The following is a 17,455-nucleotide window of genomic DNA, read 5'->3' on the forward strand; positions in this document are numbered from 1 at the left end:
CGCTTCCACCAAAAAGGCGCCCCATCGATGATCGATAGGCGCCTTGCGTTGCTGACGTGATTAAGCTGTCGTCGTTTCTTGTTCACGGACGGCGTATTCATAACTTGGAATGACGACCGTGAACGTCGAGCCTTGATGCTGCACCGACTCGACATGAATCTGACCGGCGTGACCGCGGACGATTTCCTGACAGATCGGAAGGCCGAGTCCGGTACCGCCGATTTCACGGCTGTCCGAATTGTCGACACGATAGAACTTGTCGAAGAGTCGGTCGAGCGCATCGCTCGGAATCCCGATTCCTTGGTCTTTCACTTTAATCGAAATGGATTGGTCGTGATGGGCCAGTTCGACTGTGATTTTCCCGCCACGCGGCGAATACTTCACGGCGTTCGAGAGCAAGTTACTCATCAACTGTTTGAACTTCTGACAGTCGGCGAACAGTTCGTACGGGCGATCATCGGCCGTGACGAGCTCGAACTGGTGTTTCAACGATGACGCCTCATAGAACGTCATCATATCGCGAATGACCGGCTCGACGTCGAGCTGTTCGCGGTCATACATTTGACTGCCGGCTTCCATCCGTTGTACGTCAAGGAAGTCGTTGACGAGATGCGTCAAGCGCTCCGTCTCGGCATGAATCGTCTGCAAGTATTTCGCTTGCTTCTCGTTCGGCAACTGCTTCTTGACCATGAGCTCGGTGAACCCATAAATCGAAGAGAGCGGGGTACGTAATTCATGGGAGATGGTCGAGATGAACTCGCTCTTCAAGCGCTCCGCCTCGGTCTCGCTCGTGATGTCACGGAAGACGAGTAACGTTCCTTTCGATAACCCGCCGACGACGATGCGTTCCGCATACATCTGTAGGTTCATCTCCCCTTTACGAATCGAGAAACTCACGCTGTCATGCGGGAAGTCGTCCGTGAACAAACGATCGGTATACTTCAAGAAATCGTCTTCTTGATCGACTGTCGTTGAAATCGTCTCGCGCCATTCGTTCCATGAGAGTTCCGCGAGTTCGCTCGACGTGATCTCGTCAAGCTCAGGGAACATCTCATAGAGCGGACGGTTGACGAAGACGTCATCGGTCGAGTGTTCGACGTAAATGACCGCCTCGCGAATCGAGTCGAGAATCCGTTCCGTCTTCCCTTTCTCACGGGTCATCTCTTCAAACAGACGCATCCGGAGAAGTGAGAGCGACAACTGACGGGCGAACGACATGATGTCGCCCATTTGTGTCTGCGTGAAGCGGTCTTTATAACGAACGAGATAGATGAACGCGATAATCGAGTCATCCGTCGGATCATGGACCGGCACGGCCGTCTCATACATATAGTATGGATACGGGAGCGGATGGTCGCTCGCGACTTGTTTCGACGAATGGACGGTCGTCCGCAGTGTCATCGCCCGCGTCAAGACCGAATTCTCGCTATCGAGCAATTGACGCGTGAGCGTCTCGTTCAAGCCGTGGCTCGTGATCGAGAATGAACCTGTCGCATCGACGAAGACGAGCGCGCCGACTTCTGAGTCGGTGATGGCGACGAGCTTCTCGATAATTTCTGGATAGGCCGTGAGCGAATCGCGGGCCGCGAGCGTCTCGGTCAATTCGTTACGATAAGCCAAGTGTTGCTCGTTCTGTTGCGTCTGCTCCAAGATCTCTTCAAGCTCTTGCTGTTGCGCTTGAAGCTCTTCTTGTTGCGCAATCAACTCTTCTTGTTGCGCTTGCAACTCGTGATTTTTCTCAATCAAGTGACGTTCATTGTCACGAAGCGTCTCGGCCATTTTGTTGAACGACCGTGACATGATCCCGATCTCATCTTCGCGTTCCATCTGATCGCTCAAATCGACGATTTCGCCTTTCAACAAGCGATCAGACGCGACTGAAAGTCTCGAAATCAAACGCGTTTGGCGGCGCAAGAACGGTTGGATGAACAGTAAAATCAAGGCCGCGAACGATAAAATGCTCGCAATCCAGAGGAATTGAAGAATATCGTTATTCAATTTCCAAGCATCGTACACTTTTTGTTTCTCGCTATTCATCAAAGATTTATAATCTGACAATGATGTCTCAATCTGTTGAATCGGTCCGAGCGTATCAATCCCGCGCTCTGGGCTGTACGGGACGACGCCCTGCTCAATCAAACGCTGGGCTGTCGGCAACGCCAACACCGTCTCTGGGTCGATGGTCGTCTCGGTGATTTCACCTTCTGCCCGCAATTGACCGTACTCCGTCGTCACCGGAAGGATGACACCGAAATAGAAGTCATGAAACTCTTGCAAATCCTCCGCGAAAATCTCACCTTGTTTCGTCTGGACGACGCTCTTGAACCAGTTAATCTCTTGTTGGAACTCGTTCTCTTTGGCACGGGCCCGCTCAAGCGCCTCGGTATCCCCAAACAAGAGGAAGCCGCGGGAATCATATTGAGCGCCTTGCCAGTCGTCCCAAAGCACGTTCAACCGGTCAATCCGCTCATCGACATCTTGTAACCGTTGTTCGTTCGCCGCAACTCGTTCTTCCATGTACATGTACATGAAAATCGAGCCGACGAGCGCGAGCGCGAGGAACGAGTAGAGGACGACCATGAGGTCGCGCCCGAGTTTTTGTTTAAACCATCTGTTCAATTCACGATGCCTCCTATAATCTTCACCAATTCAAGTGGACTGAACGGCTTCGAAATAAAGTAGTCGACGCCAATCTCATTCGCGCAATCACGATCAGATTGTTGGCTCTTCGCCGTGAGCATCATCACTTTCGTATGTTGGCGTCCTGGCAGTTTTCGTACTTTCTCAATGACCTCAAGACCGGTCATGCCTGGCATCATATGGTCGACAATCACGAGGTCGTACTCGTTCTGTTCGATTAGCCGATAGGCTTCAAGGCCGTCTGGCGCTTCATCAATGTCATATCCTTCATCTTCTAATGTATCTAAAACAAGCATGCGTAATACTTCTTCATCTTCTGCTAGTAAAATTTTTACCATGACGATTCCTCCATTTTTTATCCCATTCCATTATTTTAACGGATTCAGTTCGTAATCACAAAAAATAAGGGTGTACGGTGTATAACCGTACCCCTTTTTCTTCACAACGTCTACATTATAATACAACAATTTCCTGCAATTCGAGCGAATAAATGAGCATCTGCCCGACCGTGATTCCCCAAATCGCCTCAATCGCCTCACGATAAAGCGAGAGTTGGACGTGATAGCGGTCACGTAACATCTGTTTTGCCGCGTCACGGGAGTCGCTCGAGAAAAGCACAGAGTCCGATTTATAATCGAGAAGTACATACGTCTCTCCGTCATAAAACAGACAATCGATAATCCCTTGGATCAGCACGTGCTCGTCGGTGAACGTCCCCGTTGGATTGACTCGCTCGGCCGGGACCGTGTACGTGAATGGTAGCTCACGCCAACCTGTCCCAGTTTGAAGCGCTGCTGTCAACGCGCGTCCCGTTTCCGAGGCAAAGAACGCCTCGATTTCAGGACTCGCAAGCCGTGCCGTTTCGGCCTCGACCGGGCTGAGCATGCTTTCCGCTTCCCAGCGGTCGATTTGGACATCGAGCGGCTCGGACGGGTCGATCAATTGGAAGACGAGATGTAGCGTTGTCCCCCGTTCGGCTCCTGTCTGCGGAGATTGCTTCCATTTTGGTTCTCGATACGGGGTGTCCGTCGCCCGGTACGTCTCTTCGAACGCCGCCTGTTCAAGCTGGAGCGCCCGCTTCAATTCGGTCACCGTTTGTTTGGCCGCTGTCTCCGTCGCAGCCTGTGCCGGATAGGCGTAGGCGAACGCCTTGTGGACGAACTCACTGACGTTCGCTTCGTCTTTCACCGGAAAATCGATCGCCTCGAACTGTTTGACGTGATGGAGCTGCGCCATCATCTCTTGGAGCGTGGCGACTTCTGCCAAATCTTCCTCACCGATGATGCGATACGTCCACGGTGTCGCTTCTTGTTGCGGAGCGATAACCGGCAAGCCCTGTTGTTCTAAGAACGAGGCAGCCCCTTCAAGTTTCAGGAGTGCCGGAGCGACCCAATCGAGATACGTCTTCGCGTCACGACGCGACTCGGCCGATAACGTCGTCCCGGTCTGCTCGACGTGCAGCCACTGCTGAATCTGTTTCCCCGGTTCTTTAATCGTCCCGACCAAAATCAATTTCTCTTTGGCACGGGTGAGGGCGACATACAGGACGCGCATCTCTTCGGCTTTCATCGTGGCATCGAGATCGCGGCGAATCATCTCTTTGACGAACGTCTCCGTCTTCGTCCGGGTGACGACATCGATGGCGTCGAGCGAGATGCCATACCGTTTATGGAAGATGACGCGCTGCATTTGGTCGCGTTTATTGAACTGCTTTCCAAGCTGGGCGACGATCGTGACCGGGAATTCCAGTCCTTTCGACTTATGGACCGTCATGATTCGGACGACGTTCTCTTCTTCGCCGAGCGAACGCGCCTCTGACAAATCCTCACCGTTATCTTGCAGTCGGTCCATCACGCGGAGGAAGCGATACAAACCGCGGTATCCGCTCCGTTCATAGGACAAGGCCCGATCATAGAGCGCCTTCAAGTTTTCTTGGCGTCCTTTCCCACCTGGCAAGCCACCGGCGAAATCGTAGAAGCCGGTGTCGTTGAACACTTGTTGAATCAGCTCCGACAAGCTATGGTTCCGTGCGAACGTGCGCCACGCTGACAACGCGTCGAGCACATCGCCGCACTTCAGACCGAGGTCATCCTCATCGTCCGCTTTCGCTTTGAGCGCCTCGAAGAACGAGTCCTCCGATTCAAGACGAATCTTGGCCAGTTCTTGGTCACTGAAGCCGAACATCGGTGAACGGAGCGCTCCCGCGAGCGGGATGTCTTGAAGCGGATTGTCAATCAGTTTCAACACGGCGAGCATCATGCGAATCTCGGTCGCCTGGAAATAGCCGCCGTCTGAATCGGTATAGGCCGGGATGTTGTACTGTGTCAAAATATCCATCAGCTGTTCGACGCGCTCTTTTTTTGAGCGGACCAAGATGACGATATCGCGATATTCGCACGACCGCAGCAAGCCGGTCGCCTCATCGGTCACTTTGAACGGTTCCTCGCCCGAGACAAGTTCTAAAATCCGGGTCGCGATGGCGCGTCCTTCGAGCTCTTGTTTCGAGAGATCACGACTCTCACCATTGACGAGAATCAGCTCAGGTCTCGCCTCGAGCTCCTCATACGCCCGGCCTGGCACGAGTCGGGCCGCCTCATCGTATTCGATCTCACTTACTTCCTCGTCCATCAACCGGACGAACAAGTCGTTGATGCCATGGAGCACTTCGGCCCGGCTCCTGAAGTTTTGGGACAGGTCGATCCGTTGTCCCGAACCACCTTGTTTGAACCGGGTCGCCTTTTCGATGAACAGACGCGGCTCGGCATGGCGGAACCGATAAATCGATTGTTTGATATCGCCGACCATGAACAAGTTGCCGACGTGTTCGGCTTCGTGGCTGACGAGTCCGATAATCGTTTCTTGGATCTCGTTCGTATCTTGATACTCATCGATCAACACTTCGGCGAAGCGCTGTTTATAGAGCGATGCGACCGAGGACGGTCCGTCCCCGTCGCGCAAAATCGCGAGCGCATAATGTTCAAGGTCGCTGAAATCGACGAAAGCGCGGTCCCGCTTCGCCTGCTCATAGGCAGCACCGAACGTCCGGACGGTCTTGACGAGCGTCTCGACGAGCGGACGTTGCGTCATCAAGACCTCTAAATAGTCCGCTCCGCTCGTGCCGGCCTGTGCGGTCGCTTCGCTCAACTTCTTCTTCGCCTGGTCGTAGGCCGGTTTCAACACCGTGTGGTAGACATGATGTTCCTCTTTCTTTTGGACGGATTTCATCGTCCCGAATTTGACGGCGCGGGAAGCCGTCTCGAGCTCGCTCCACTTGAACGAGTCCGGATCAAGGTTCGCGAACGGCAAAATCGCCTGTTGCACGTTCTCGGATTGCGCCTCATAACCGGCGAGCCGAAGCTCGATGGCGACGCGACGAAGTTGACGCAACGCTTTCTCGATGTCTACCCAAAGCAGGTGACCGAATTCGATCAGCAATTGCTCATCGTCCGGGTCCCCGTCAAATTGATATAACGAGACGAGCTCATCCAGATAGGCTTCCGGGTCAGGCAGTGTTCGCGCATAGTGATAAAGTCCGAGAATCAACTCCTCAATCTCACTGTCCCCGCGGTCGGACGTATAGGCGTCAATCAAGGCGAAGAACGCTTGGTCTTGTTCGCCATAAGCGTCTTCGAGCACGTCTTCGAGCACATCGTCCTGCAAGAGCACCAAATCACGCTCTTCAGCGATTTTGAACGCCGGGTCGAGGTCGAGCAAATAGTAATTCTCTCGAATCACCTCGAGACAGAACGAGTGAATCGTCGTGATGAGTGCTCGGTTGAGCATTTGGCGTTGTTTGCGAATATATGCGTTCTCCGGGTCGTCACGAAGCGCTTGATCGAGCGCTTTGGCGATTCGCCGCTTCATCTCGGCCGCGGCCGCATTCGTGAATGTGACCACGAGCATGCGGTCGGCCGTCAGTTCGTCCGTCTCATCCAAGAGACGGCTCGCAAGTCGTTCCACGAGGACTGCCGTCTTGCCGGAACCGGCTGCCGCCGAGACGAGCACGTGCGATCCTCTGGCATCAATGGCCGCTTGTTGGTCATTCGTCCACTGCATCGACGTCACCTCCTAATCTTGACAAGACGTCATCTTTTTCTAGCTTTTTCAATTGCCGTGCCTCGTTGGACAACGCCTCATCAAAGTGACAGACACTTTGGAACGGGCACGTCTGGCATGGCCGGCGTTCTTTATACTCATACGGTTCGACCCCGATTTCACCGTCATACATCGCCTCGGCGCTCGATTGGGCCAAATCGATGGCATGGTCCATCAACTGTTCGAGTTGCGGTGGCGAGACGACTTTTTTCGTCGTGTTCGCATCGAGCGTCCCGTCTTTCTTGTACTTGACCGGGATGACGATTGATTTTTTCTGGTCGAGTTTCGCCGTCCGGTCCATCATCTCTAAAATGGCCGGATCATCGACGAGCAACCCTTGCATCTGATACGACTCGAGCACCTTGCGTTCGGTGTCGGTATCCGTCTCGGCCGGAGCGACGAGCGGGCGATGGACGTGGAAATAGAGCGCGGCCGCTGGGGCGACGTTCTCTTGCGTCCAGGCGTTCGCCTGCTCAATCAACACTTTCAAATAGATGAGCATCTGCATCGCGAGCCCGTAATAAATCTCGGCGAAGTCGATCTCTCGTTTACTCGACTTGTAATCGACGATCCGAACGTACAATTGGTCGTGAATCGAAGCCGTATCGACCCGGTCAATCCGACCGACGAGTTCGCACGTCGCCCCGTTACTGAGCGTGAACGATACCGGCGGGAAATTGCCGCTGCCGAAAGCGAGCTCAAAGGCGACCGGATCGAACCCGTCTCGTTTCGACTGCTCGATTAACACTTCCGCAGTCTTGCTGACGACGTCGGTCAATTTCTTCTTCAAATAGCCATACCGGTTCGAACTCATCAAAATCGCGTTTTGAATCTCTGGTGTGACGAGCTCGACGGCCGCCTCAGCGAGAGAAGAACATTCCTCCCGGCTCACATCACGCCATTCTTTCCCTTCCATCTGCACGGTCTGCGACATGTGCTCGATGGTGCGATGATACAAGTTGCCGATATCTGGCGCCTCTAAGCGATACAAACGGCGCTCTTTTAAACGAAGGCCGTAACTGGCGAAGTGACGGTACGGACAGGCTTGGAACGTCTCCAGCCGCGAGACGCTCGCCCGAATCGAGTTCGTGTACAGCGACTTGGCGACGTCTTCCGGTAACGGCTTGGGCACGTTTTGATAGAAGAGCGCGCTCGTCAATAACCGGATCCGCTCGCGGCCTTCCGGATGTTTCAACAGCTCGTTATATACCGTGAACCACGTGTCTTGAATCGGGTAGTGGCGACTGAGCCGCTGTAATTCGAGCGCCGTGACCGCTGCCGTCTGATTCACGTTCGTGATGAACGACAACTGGTCGCTCGGGCGATGTTCCCCGGCTTCTGCGAAGTGGGTCGTCACGACCTTGCCACCGCCAAGCCGCGCCTTCAGGTCCGCGATGAAGCTGGCCGGCTGAATCGCCTTGCCGGCGCGGTCGACGAGGGCGTAGCTGACGAACAGCCGATGACTCGGTGCAGTGAGCGCCTTATACAAATAGTACGTCTCATCGTCAAACAAGTGCTCGGTCGCTTTCCCAGCCCGGACGCCGTTCTCGTGCATGAAGTCGAGGTCCTGGTCGGTCAATAGTTTCGACTGGGTCGAGACGAGCGGGATTTGATCTTCGTTCGCTCCGAGCAGGAAGACGACTTTCTTATCAAGCAACCGGCCCCGAACATAATCGGTGACCGTCAATTGATCCAAAGAAGGCGGGACGAGCGCATAGCGCAGACTATCGAGCCCGGTGTCCATCATTTGGAGGAACAGCTCGGTCGAAAGCGTCTCGTCCGGTGCGGCCGCCTCTAGCTGTTCGAGCAAGTGCAACACCGCGTCCCATACTTGCGTATGTTCGCGCGCCTCGAGCAAGCGTGCCTCTTCGAGCGCCTCATCTCGCCAATGGGCAAGACAGGACGCCACGCCGACTCGTTCCAAGAATGCGTAGATGGCATGCGTGTAAGCCTGCATCGTCTTCGCTGCCTTCAAGTCATCCAACAACGGGTCGAACGTGTCGACGACGGTTTGCCGATAGCGATTGAGCGCCGTCTCTACGTCGAGTTCTTCCCCGGTCAACCGTGCCTCTTCCTCGGCACGACGTTTCAAGTACCACGCGTCATGCCAATGGTAATGTTTAATCCCCCGTTCAATCACGAACGCCTCGAGCCGGTCGACCGATGTGCGTCGATGCTCCTCATCGAGCAGAATCAATTCCGTCTTCAGTGCGCGAAACACCGGCTCTTCCCGGTATCCACGGAGTGCGACTTCAATCGTCGCCTTCAGTAATTCGACGACCGGATGATCGAGCATCGGTTGTCGCTCATCGAGGAAGAACGGCAAGTTCATTTTTTGTAGCGCCTGCGTCGCCAAATCGCCGTACGCTTCAAGCGAACGGGACACGAACGCGATATCGCGGTAACGGAAGCCTTCCTCACGAACGAGACGCACGACTTCACGGACGGCGGCCTCGACTTCCACCGACCGGTCGACGGCCGCGTGTAACACGACGTTCGAATCGGGACGGGTATACGGGGCTGCCGTCACTTGCCCGAACGTGGCCTCGAGATAGGCCAAGCTCGGATGTTGGAAGCGAGGCGCACCCGTATGAGGCGTGTCACTCGACGAGATACCCCGTTCGGATACCAGCTCTTTGAAGCGCATGAGCGTACGCTGTGTCGGTCCGAACGACGGATGGGGCCGGTAGAGCGAATCCGGGTCGATCGTCAACAGGACATCGAGCGGCGCCTTCTCCGCCAAAGCGACCAGCACTGCCAGCTCCTGCTCGGAAAATTCATTGAACCCATCGACGTAAAACCGGGTCCCGGTCAAGTCGATGTCCGGTAACAGTTGCAGCAGCACGTTAAAGTAATCTTCGGCGTGCAGCGATTTCCCCGCTGTCATCGTCAAGAAACCTTCATACAGGATGGACAGGTCCTGCAGTTTCAGCGAACGGTGTTGGTCTTGTTCGCTCAAGCGGAGCAACTGCTCCGGATCGACGAGTCCTCGTTTGAGTAGCGTGATCAACGCATTCAATTCCTCATAGAAACCGAACTGATTCATCGTCCGGCGGAACAAGGTCAAGCGTTCCTCGTTCATCTCGACGACACGGCGCAACAGCAAATGTGTCCCCGTCTGGTCCAAAAACTGTTCGGTCGCGACGCCACGGTCGCGCATCATCAAAAAGGCGAGACGGCGCATCGATAAGACTTGAATCCGGGTCGACCCGTTCAAGCCGTCGGTCATCGCCATCTTCCGTTCCATTTCAAACGACATTTGGTCTGGGACGAGCATATAGATGGTCGGTCCGCTCGGGTCACGCTTCAGCTCTTCGATGACTTGTTTCGTCATCCATTCGCTTTTTCCGCTCCCGGAACGCCCGACGTGAAAAGTGACCGTCATTTAGGCGAACACCCCTTCCCTTTTTTCTTTATTATGACCCATTCCGCGCAGTTTGTAGAGGGAAATCCTTCGAGACCCCGGCAAGAAAATTGGCCAGCCCGCATCCTTCCCAATTTCAGCAAAAATCGATTAGACTGGACGTATGAGGGGGAAATGAACATGAGTGCATATGAACAATTCGGCGGCGAGCGTGGAGTCCAACAGCTCGTAGACGCCTTTTATGATCTCGTCTACGCCGACCCGGTCTTGTTGCCGTTGTTTCCGGACGACAAAGAGCGGGTCAAAGCGCATCAATTCGAATTTTTAACACAGTTGCTCGGGGGACCGAAACTGTATACGGAACGTCGTGGTGGCGGTAACTTGGCGATGATCCATCGTGACCACCCCATCTCTGAGACTCATGCCGGACATTGGCTCGGCTGCATGGAGCAAGCGCTCAAAACGGTCGATGCGCCCGAGTCGATCAAACAACAGCTGTTCCATCGCTTGATCATGTCATCCTCGAACGTCGTCCGCGTCTGCTCGCACCATTTTGAGTAGTCAGCCTTTCGAAAAGCGGGTATGATAAGAAAGTAAGTAAAGGAGGTCGTTTTTCATGACAGAAGAAGAAAAGAAAGAGGCCGTTTCGTCTGAAGAAGAAACGGAAGAAGTAGAACCGACGGCAGTCCTCGCCGACGCCCTCGAAGAGGACGAAGAGGAAGAAGACCAACCCGAAGAAAAGAACATGGACCACATTAAAGGTGTGTTCAACTATATGCACGAGAACGGACGAGAGTACCGCGTCGTCTTTTATCAGGACCGCAAAAACCTCGTCTTCCGTGAACTCGGCAACGGGAAAGTCGAATTCGTCGGACGTTTCACTGACGAGGCATACGATGAAGAGAATGAAGCAGAGATGCGCGAACTCGGCGAGCAACAGCTCGAACGGATTCTTGCGGATCGTCTCAAATAAAAAAATCGCCCGAGTTGGGCGATTTTTTTATTTTCCTTTGTTCCGCTTTTTCTTGCGGAGTGCATAAATGACTCCGGCAATCCCACCAGCGACGGCAATCCCGGCCATGGCAGGCACGAGGATTTTCTTCGTCGGAATCATCTCTTTGACCCGCTCATACGGTGTCGGCACCGACAACTCGAGTTGAACGGCCGACTCACCATGACCGTTGGCCCGCGCTTTGCGAGCCGCGTCGGTGATGACGACACGCCCCGTCGTATAACGGCGATTTCCATGCTCATCCGTATACGGACGACGGACGCGTTTGACACCGCGAACCGTCTTCCCCCGCGCTGCATCCGGACGGACGACGCGTTCGCTCGTCCACGCTCGTCCCCCTGTCGCACTGTAAGCCGGGCGAATTGTCCGGCGATTTAACCATGTGTATGAATCATTCATCGTTGATTCCCTCCAATATTGTGAAGTCCTTCTCTTATTATACCCATAGAGCATCTCACAAAAACATACGTCTCCCGACGTAAACGAACAAAGGATGGCCCACCTCGGGCCATCCTTTGTCGTCATGCAATTACTCTGTGAACGGTTTATCCCGGTGGCGACGTTTCGCCAAAATCAAGTAGTAGGCCGGGACGAGCACGAGCGTCAGTACCGTCGAGAACAGAATCCCTGACACGATACAGATGGCAAGTGGTTTGAAGAGTGGGTCTTGTCCGAACGCGACCGGCAAGAGGGCGACGACGGCGGTCAAGGCCGTCAACAGGATCGGACGAATCCGGGCCCGGCCAGCTTCATAGACAGCGGTTGTGACAGCCATGCCGTCCCGAATCCCTTGCTCGATGAACTCGAACAAGACGACGGCGTTCCGAACGACGATTCCGGCGAGCGAGACAATCCCCATCGAAGCCATGAAGCTAAATGGCGTCTGTGTGATGAACAGTCCGACGACAGCTCCGGCAATCGCCAAGTAAATCGTGAACAGGACGAGCATCGGTAGTGACAATGAATTGAACTGGAATGCGATAATCAAGAAGATTAAGAACAAGACGACGACGAACAACGTGGCGAGTTCAAGGAAGAACTCGTTTTGTGTGTCACTTGCCCCCGATTGATCAAAGGCAATCCCGTCATCGGTCAATGCAGACTCCGCATCGGCGAGCACGCGGTCGACGTCTTGTTTGAACGCTTCCTCGTCCATACCTTCGCTCGCAAAGATTTGGAGCGTCACGGTCCGTTCTCCGTTTTCACGCGGAATCTGTTGAATCTGTTCCGTCGTCGTTTCGGTGACGAACGTGCTGAGCGGTGCGACCGGTGGGCCGGCTTCCGTTTCGACTGGGACGAGAATATCGTCTAAAGCGAGCGCCTCACGGTTTGCTTCCGCATCGACGACAATTTTCACATCGCGCTGTTCGACACCATCATCGAACGTTCCGATCGGAATCCCGTCCGTGACGAGGCGAATCTGGTCACTGATCGCTTTCGCGGTCACGCCAGCGGCCGCCATCGCGTCACGGTCGAGCTCATACGTGAGTGTTTGGAACGGCTCTTTAATGTTATCGAGGACGAGTGCGCCGTCAATCTCTTCGAGGTCTGCTTTCACGGTATCCCGTGCCGCCACGAGCTCGTCGATTGTCTCGCCGCGCATCGTGAACTCGACAGGTGCCGAAGTCGGCGGTCCTTGTTGTTGCGTATCCAAGAAGATTTCAGCGTCCGGGTTATTTTCCCGGATTTGTGTCGTATACTCATCAATCAATTGAATCGCATCGATTGTCTCGTTATCGACACGGACGACGATTTGGCCGGTGTTGTCACCTGTTTGGTCGAGACCACCCGTGAACAGGCTCGGTAACCCGCCCCCGGCAAAGATGGACGTCTCGGTGACGCCATCGATGCTTTGGAACTCTTCCTCGATGGCTTGAAGTCTCCGTTCCGTCTCTTCCAAGTCGGTCTGGACCGGTAATGTGACGCTCGTCACGACTTCTGGTCGGTTCGCGGCCGGGAAAAATTCGAATGGTGTCAATAGAATCAATCCGTACAAGGCGGTCGTGATGACGAAACCGACGAGTCCGAACGTCCATGGACGCTTCGCAACTTTTGGCAACAACGTGTCCGCATAGAAATTACTGAGACGGTTGAGTGGTTTCCCTAACCAACCCGGCTCTCGTTTCGAGACTTTGACTTGTTTCCGGTTCAACCAGTATTGGGCAATCGGGACGAGAGTCAAACTGATGACCATCGAAGCGAGCACCGATAACGCCAATACGGTCGGCAAGGCGCGGATAAAGTTCCCGTTCGCACCTGACAAGAGGGTCAATGGCAAGAAAGCGAAGACGACGGCGAGCGTCGAAGTGACGATCGAGCCCCACACTTCTTTCGTCCCGCGTACGGCACCTCCCATCGCCGTATCCCCTTTCCGGTAACGACGCAGGATGTTGTCGTTGACGACGATGGCGTCATCGACGAGAATCCCGAGGGCGATGATGGCACCGATGATGGAGATTTGGTTCAAGTCGACCCCCGTGAAGCGAAGCGGGATTAACGCGAGCAAGAACGATAATGGAATCGCCAAGCTGACGATGATGGATCCTGATACCGTCAATCCAATCGTCGTGACGACGATGACGGCAATCATGGCGACGATGAACTCTTTTGTCAACGACGAGAAGATCGCGTCGACCGCTTTGGCCTGCTCGTAATAAGGGACGAGCTCGACGCCAGAGACGTCTCCGACTTCTGCGGCGACGACTTCATCGACGCGTTCTTGCAGCGTCGGGATATCTTGTCCCGACTCGATTGTGACCGTCAAGGAAATGGCGGGCATCCCATCGAGCGAGACGAGGTCGGTGACCGCTTTTTCCGTCTCTTCGACCGTACCGACGTCTTCGAGTAGAACGGGCGTCCCGTCTACCGATCCGACGACGACTTGGCCCATATCATTGACGTTCGTCAAACTGTCGATCGCCAACTGATAGATGCCCTCTTCCGTCGACTGGCGTCCGAGCGGTGTCGTCTTATATTCTTCATTGATGGCCGTCAAAACGTCCGGGAAGGCGAGTTGACGCTCCCCGAGTTCGGCCGAGTCGAGCGAGACGACGAATTCGGTTTCTGGCAATCCTTTGATTGTCACACCGGTCACGCCTTCGGTCCGCAACAATCGTTCCTCCAACCGCTCGACATCTTCTCGAGCCGCTTGCAACGTTTCGCGGTCGTCCGAAGTCAACAAATATGAAGCGACCGGCAATTGTCCGATCGAATCATTGACGGTCGGTGCCAGCGCATTCTCAGGCAAGCGCGGTGCGGCATCCGAGATGGCTTGGCGCACGTTCGCCTGGAGCTCACTTCGGTCGAAGCCGTCTTCATACTCGACTGTGATGTTTGAGAACTCGGATGCGGATAATGATGACACATTCTCGATTCCTTCGAGTCCTCTCAATTCAGTCTCCAAAATATTCGTGACGTTCCGTTCGACCGTCTCTGCGGTCGCGCCTGGATATGGCGTCTGAATCAAGACGATATTGACACTCGTCTCCGGAATTTCACGCTTCGGAAGTTGGAAGAACGTGAGCACCCCGACAACGACTGCGACGAGTAAAAACACGATGACCAGTTTTCCTCGTTCAATCATTTTTTGAAAAAACATGTTGACCCCTCACTTTCAGATGATGTGCAAATACACATATGAACTATTCTTCTTCATCATAGAGGGGTTCGTCATCGATTTCAATCTTTAAACCTGATTGAATGTGTTTCAGTGAAAGCGTTTTTGAAACGAATACGATAACTCGATGGAACGCTGCTTCTGCTTATAGACGGTATGATTCGACACCGGCACTTCGACCGATTCACCTGAATGAAAGATAATTCGGCTCCCTTTTCCGCTCTTCTCCGCATCATAGACTTGAGAGAAGTTGATCCAGGCACAGTCGGGGCTTTCTTTGGCAATGGTCGGGAAAAATACGGCATCTGCATGCCAATCCATGATGACGGGCGTTTTCCGGTGCGGTCCGAGTACGTCACGGGCCGCTTCAATCCGTCCTTGGATACTTGAACCGTAATACAGACAGGCGGATTCGAGTAAGTGAAGGGGTGAGCCTTTCAAGCGTCGGACACCATCGGATTGATAGACGAGCGTCTCCGCCTCCCCGTACTCATTAAACACCGGAATCAAAGCTCTTGTTTCATTCGTCAACTGAGTCATCTGATCTGCCTCCATCATGGATGTATTGCCTTACCTCTCATTCATACCAAGGAGTCACCGTTTCCACAAATCGAGCTCAAACATTTCCAACTAAAAAAATCAGCCAACGAGTGGCTGATTTTTTAATTTCGATAATCTAACTTTAGTTTTGGATTCGAATTCGATGGCGGAAAGTGAAAATGTACAGCAACTCCGTCACTCGTATTTCCCAAGGCGACCGTCCCCTCATGGAGCGTCACAATCCGTTGAACGATGAAGAGACCGAGCCCAAACTTTCCTTGTTTTCCGCGTGAGAATTGATGGAACAAATCGAGGTTCTCATCGACCGGTGGACCATCGTTCTCAATCGTAATCTCGACGCCTGCCTCAGTGTGAGACAGACGGATATGAATCCTCGATTCGGCGTAGCGCAAGGCGTTATCGAGCACGTTCTCGAACGCGACGCGAATCTGTTCCCCATCACCGAGCATCTCACCGGCATGTCCTTCGACCGTCCAGTCCAAGTTGCCACGCAATTTGAACCGGCTGACGAGCAGCTCCACCAATTTATCAAGATTGATTGGTTCAAGTCGCATCTCTTGGCCTTTGAAATATTCCAGCTTGGTGACGTACAACAAATCGACGACTTTCTTCTCGAGACGCGATGCCTCTTCATCAATGACTTCGGCCGACCCTTTCAAGTCTCCGGTCGGATAGATGCCGTCCCCGATTGATTGGGCGTAACCACGGATGACCATGATCGGCGTCTTCAAGTCGTGGGAGATGTTTTGAAGCAACGCCTGTTGGGCCACGTCCTGCTCTTGCAACTCTTGCCGCATCGCGTCAATCGAGCGGGCCAATTGGCCGAGCTCGTCTTGACGGGCGAGTGGGAGCACCGTCTCCCATTGACGGTTCGAGATTTTTTCGACCGCCCGTTCCATCTCGACGATCGGCTTCGTCAGCTCACGCGACATCCATAAGGCTGGAATCAACGACAGCAAGCTGATGACCCCGATTAAAATCGAGATGCGCCAGTAGAGCGTCGAGACGAGCTCACGGCGATAGGCGTCCCACGCATAAGATGCCTGATAGATGAGCTCTCCGTCGTATTCGTTTTGACGGATGATATAGTAGACATCCTCTCCGTCAATCGTCGTCTGATATTTAGCGACCTCGCTCGTCTGTTCGATCGCCTCTTGATACATCCGGTTCGTCAGTTCGAGTGGGGCCGACCCATAAATGATTCGTCCGTTCGGCAGAAAGATGAGCTGGTTGACCGAACGGGACTCTTGTTGGCGACGGTCATATTCAATCGGATTTTGCGGGATATTTTCCAACTCGTTCGTATTACCCAGGTAATAATCGACATCTTGTAACGTCTCATACACTTGTTCATCGATGAACTGCGTGATTGAGGAACGAATCGTCAATAAAATCATCAAGGCGAGCGTCACGATGATGAGGAGAATCAACACCCAGATTTTCCACATGAGCCGCTTCGGCTGAAGGTGATCGAGCTTCATGGCTTAACGAGTCGATAACCGACGCCATAAAGCGTCTCGAGCTCCAAGCGATGCAATTTCTTCCGCAGGCGCCGCACCAAATCATCGACGACGCGGTCCGAACCGAAATAGTCATGGCCCCAGACGCCTTCGAGAATCTGTTCACGCGACAATGCCGAACCCGGGTGTTCGAGGAAGAGGAGCAATAAGTCGAACTCTTTCGACGTCAAATCGATTTCATCCTGTTCGTGTCGGATGAGACGTTTCTCGGGATAAATCGTATATTCCCCATACTCGATATGTTCGTTCGATTTTGAACCGTATACCCGATCAATCAACTTCTTCACCCGGATGACAAGCTCGCGCGGCAAGAACGGTTTGGCGATGTAATCGTCAGACCCCATCTCGAGCCCGATGATTTTATCGATATCCTCATCTCGCGCCGAAATGAAAATCGTCGGCGTGAACGCGTTTTTCGCTTTGATTTCTTTCAGTAATTGGAACCCATCGAGGTCCGGGAGCATGATATCGAGCACCCATAAGTCTGGTTCGTCTTTGATTGCGGCCTGGGCCGAGGTCCCGTCGGTGAACGAACGGACCTGATACCCTTCTTGCTCTAAATACGTGACGAGCATCTTATTTAAATTGATTTCATCATCGACTAAATAGATTGTGTACATTCCAGTCACCTCTGCAACGTTTTTTAT

At 53.6% G+C, this 17,455-nt stretch carries 11 protein-coding genes; 2 read left to right on the forward strand and 9 right to left on the reverse strand.

Features of this window, described 5'->3' with window-relative positions; genetic code table 11:
• Positions 1 to 60: 60 nt before the first annotated feature.
• From ACZ2GZ_RS11730 to addB, 4 genes are all read right to left on the reverse strand, one after another.
• Positions 61 to 2,619 carry a sensor histidine kinase gene (locus ACZ2GZ_RS11730; protein WP_058763046.1) on the reverse strand — a complete coding sequence of 853 codons (2,559 nt, stop codon included), beginning with the start codon at positions 2,617 to 2,619 and terminating at the stop codon, positions 61 to 63.
• On the reverse strand, positions 2,616 to 2,978 hold the full coding sequence (locus tag ACZ2GZ_RS11735) for a response regulator (RefSeq protein WP_021066686.1): 363 nt from the start codon (positions 2,976 to 2,978) through the stop codon (positions 2,616 to 2,618). The genes ACZ2GZ_RS11730 and ACZ2GZ_RS11735 overlap by 4 nt, the downstream gene beginning before the upstream one ends.
• A gap of 115 nt (positions 2,979 to 3,093) precedes the next feature.
• Positions 3,094 to 6,696 (reverse strand): helicase-exonuclease AddAB subunit AddA, encoded by a 3,603-nt coding sequence (addA, locus tag ACZ2GZ_RS11740; RefSeq protein WP_058763044.1) that lies wholly within the window; start codon positions 6,694 to 6,696, stop codon positions 3,094 to 3,096.
• A complete protein-coding gene (gene addB, locus ACZ2GZ_RS11745) occupies positions 6,680 to 10,120 on the reverse strand; it encodes a helicase-exonuclease AddAB subunit AddB (RefSeq protein WP_029595959.1) in 3,441 nt (1,146 codons plus the stop codon). Before addB ends, addA begins: the two co-directional genes overlap by 17 nt.
• Before the next feature lie 159 nt (positions 10,121 to 10,279).
• Here addB and ACZ2GZ_RS11750 point away from each other — a divergent pair, with 159 nt between their 5' ends.
• Positions 10,280 to 10,660, forward strand: a complete 381-nt coding sequence (locus ACZ2GZ_RS11750) for a truncated hemoglobin (RefSeq protein WP_021066689.1) — start codon at positions 10,280 to 10,282, stop codon at positions 10,658 to 10,660.
• A gap of 55 nt (positions 10,661 to 10,715) precedes the next feature.
• Complete coding sequence (locus ACZ2GZ_RS11755; RefSeq protein WP_021066690.1) at positions 10,716 to 11,072, forward strand: hypothetical protein; 357 nt, start codon at positions 10,716 to 10,718, stop codon at positions 11,070 to 11,072.
• 27 nt (positions 11,073 to 11,099) lie between these two features.
• Here ACZ2GZ_RS11755 and ACZ2GZ_RS11760 read toward each other — a convergent pair whose 3' ends face one another.
• From ACZ2GZ_RS11760 to ACZ2GZ_RS11780, 5 genes are all read right to left on the reverse strand, one after another.
• A complete protein-coding gene (locus ACZ2GZ_RS11760) occupies positions 11,100 to 11,510 on the reverse strand; it encodes a hypothetical protein (RefSeq protein WP_021066691.1) in 411 nt (136 codons plus the stop codon).
• 130 nt (positions 11,511 to 11,640) lie between these two features.
• Positions 11,641 to 14,709 (reverse strand): efflux RND transporter permease subunit, encoded by a 3,069-nt coding sequence (locus ACZ2GZ_RS11765; RefSeq protein ID WP_470295292.1) that lies wholly within the window; start codon positions 14,707 to 14,709, stop codon positions 11,641 to 11,643.
• A gap of 108 nt (positions 14,710 to 14,817) precedes the next feature.
• Positions 14,818 to 15,267 carry a competence protein ComK gene (locus tag ACZ2GZ_RS11770; protein ID WP_021066693.1) on the reverse strand — a complete coding sequence of 150 codons (450 nt, stop codon included), beginning with the start codon at positions 15,265 to 15,267 and terminating at the stop codon, positions 14,818 to 14,820.
• Positions 15,268 to 15,389: 122 nt separating this feature from the next.
• Positions 15,390 to 16,736: a sensor histidine kinase gene (locus ACZ2GZ_RS11775; protein ID WP_241764604.1), complete on the reverse strand. Its 1,347-nt coding sequence runs from the start codon at positions 16,734 to 16,736 to the stop codon at positions 15,390 to 15,392.
• A gap of 29 nt (positions 16,737 to 16,765) precedes the next feature.
• Complete coding sequence (locus ACZ2GZ_RS11780; RefSeq protein ID WP_029595963.1) at positions 16,766 to 17,428, reverse strand: response regulator transcription factor; 663 nt, start codon at positions 17,426 to 17,428, stop codon at positions 16,766 to 16,768.
• Between the last annotated feature and the right edge of the window lie 27 nt (positions 17,429 to 17,455).

Source organism: Exiguobacterium sp. KKT215, from assembly GCF_055635335.1.

What these genes read in the sequence shown, in the direction of transcription:
- ACZ2GZ_RS11735 (WP_021066686.1), bottom strand. Translation starts at nt 2,978, where the DNA reads ATGGTAAAAATTTTACTAGCAGAAGATGAAGAAGTATTACGCATGCTT.
- ACZ2GZ_RS11775 (WP_241764604.1), bottom strand. Translation starts at nt 16,736, where the DNA reads ATGTGGAAAATCTGGGTGTTGATTCTCCTCATCATCGTGACGCTCGCC.
- ACZ2GZ_RS11780 (WP_029595963.1), bottom strand. Translation starts at nt 17,428, where the DNA reads ATGTACACAATCTATTTAGTCGATGATGAAATCAATTTAAATAAGATG.
- addA (WP_058763044.1), bottom strand. Translation starts at nt 6,696, where the DNA reads ATGCAGTGGACGAATGACCAACAAGCGGCCATTGATGCCAGAGGATCG.
- ACZ2GZ_RS11765 (WP_470295292.1), bottom strand. Translation starts at nt 14,709, where the DNA reads ATGTTTTTTCAAAAAATGATTGAACGAGGAAAACTGGTCATCGTGTTT.
- ACZ2GZ_RS11755 (WP_021066690.1), top strand. Translation starts at nt 10,716, where the DNA reads ATGACAGAAGAAGAAAAGAAAGAGGCCGTTTCGTCTGAAGAAGAAACG.
- ACZ2GZ_RS11770 (WP_021066693.1), bottom strand. Translation starts at nt 15,267, where the DNA reads ATGACTCAGTTGACGAATGAAACAAGAGCTTTGATTCCGGTGTTTAAT.
- ACZ2GZ_RS11760 (WP_021066691.1), bottom strand. Translation starts at nt 11,510, where the DNA reads ATGAATGATTCATACACATGGTTAAATCGCCGGACAATTCGCCCGGCT.
- addB (WP_029595959.1), bottom strand. Translation starts at nt 10,120, where the DNA reads ATGACGGTCACTTTTCACGTCGGGCGTTCCGGGAGCGGAAAAAGCGAA.
- ACZ2GZ_RS11750 (WP_021066689.1), top strand. Translation starts at nt 10,280, where the DNA reads ATGAGTGCATATGAACAATTCGGCGGCGAGCGTGGAGTCCAACAGCTC.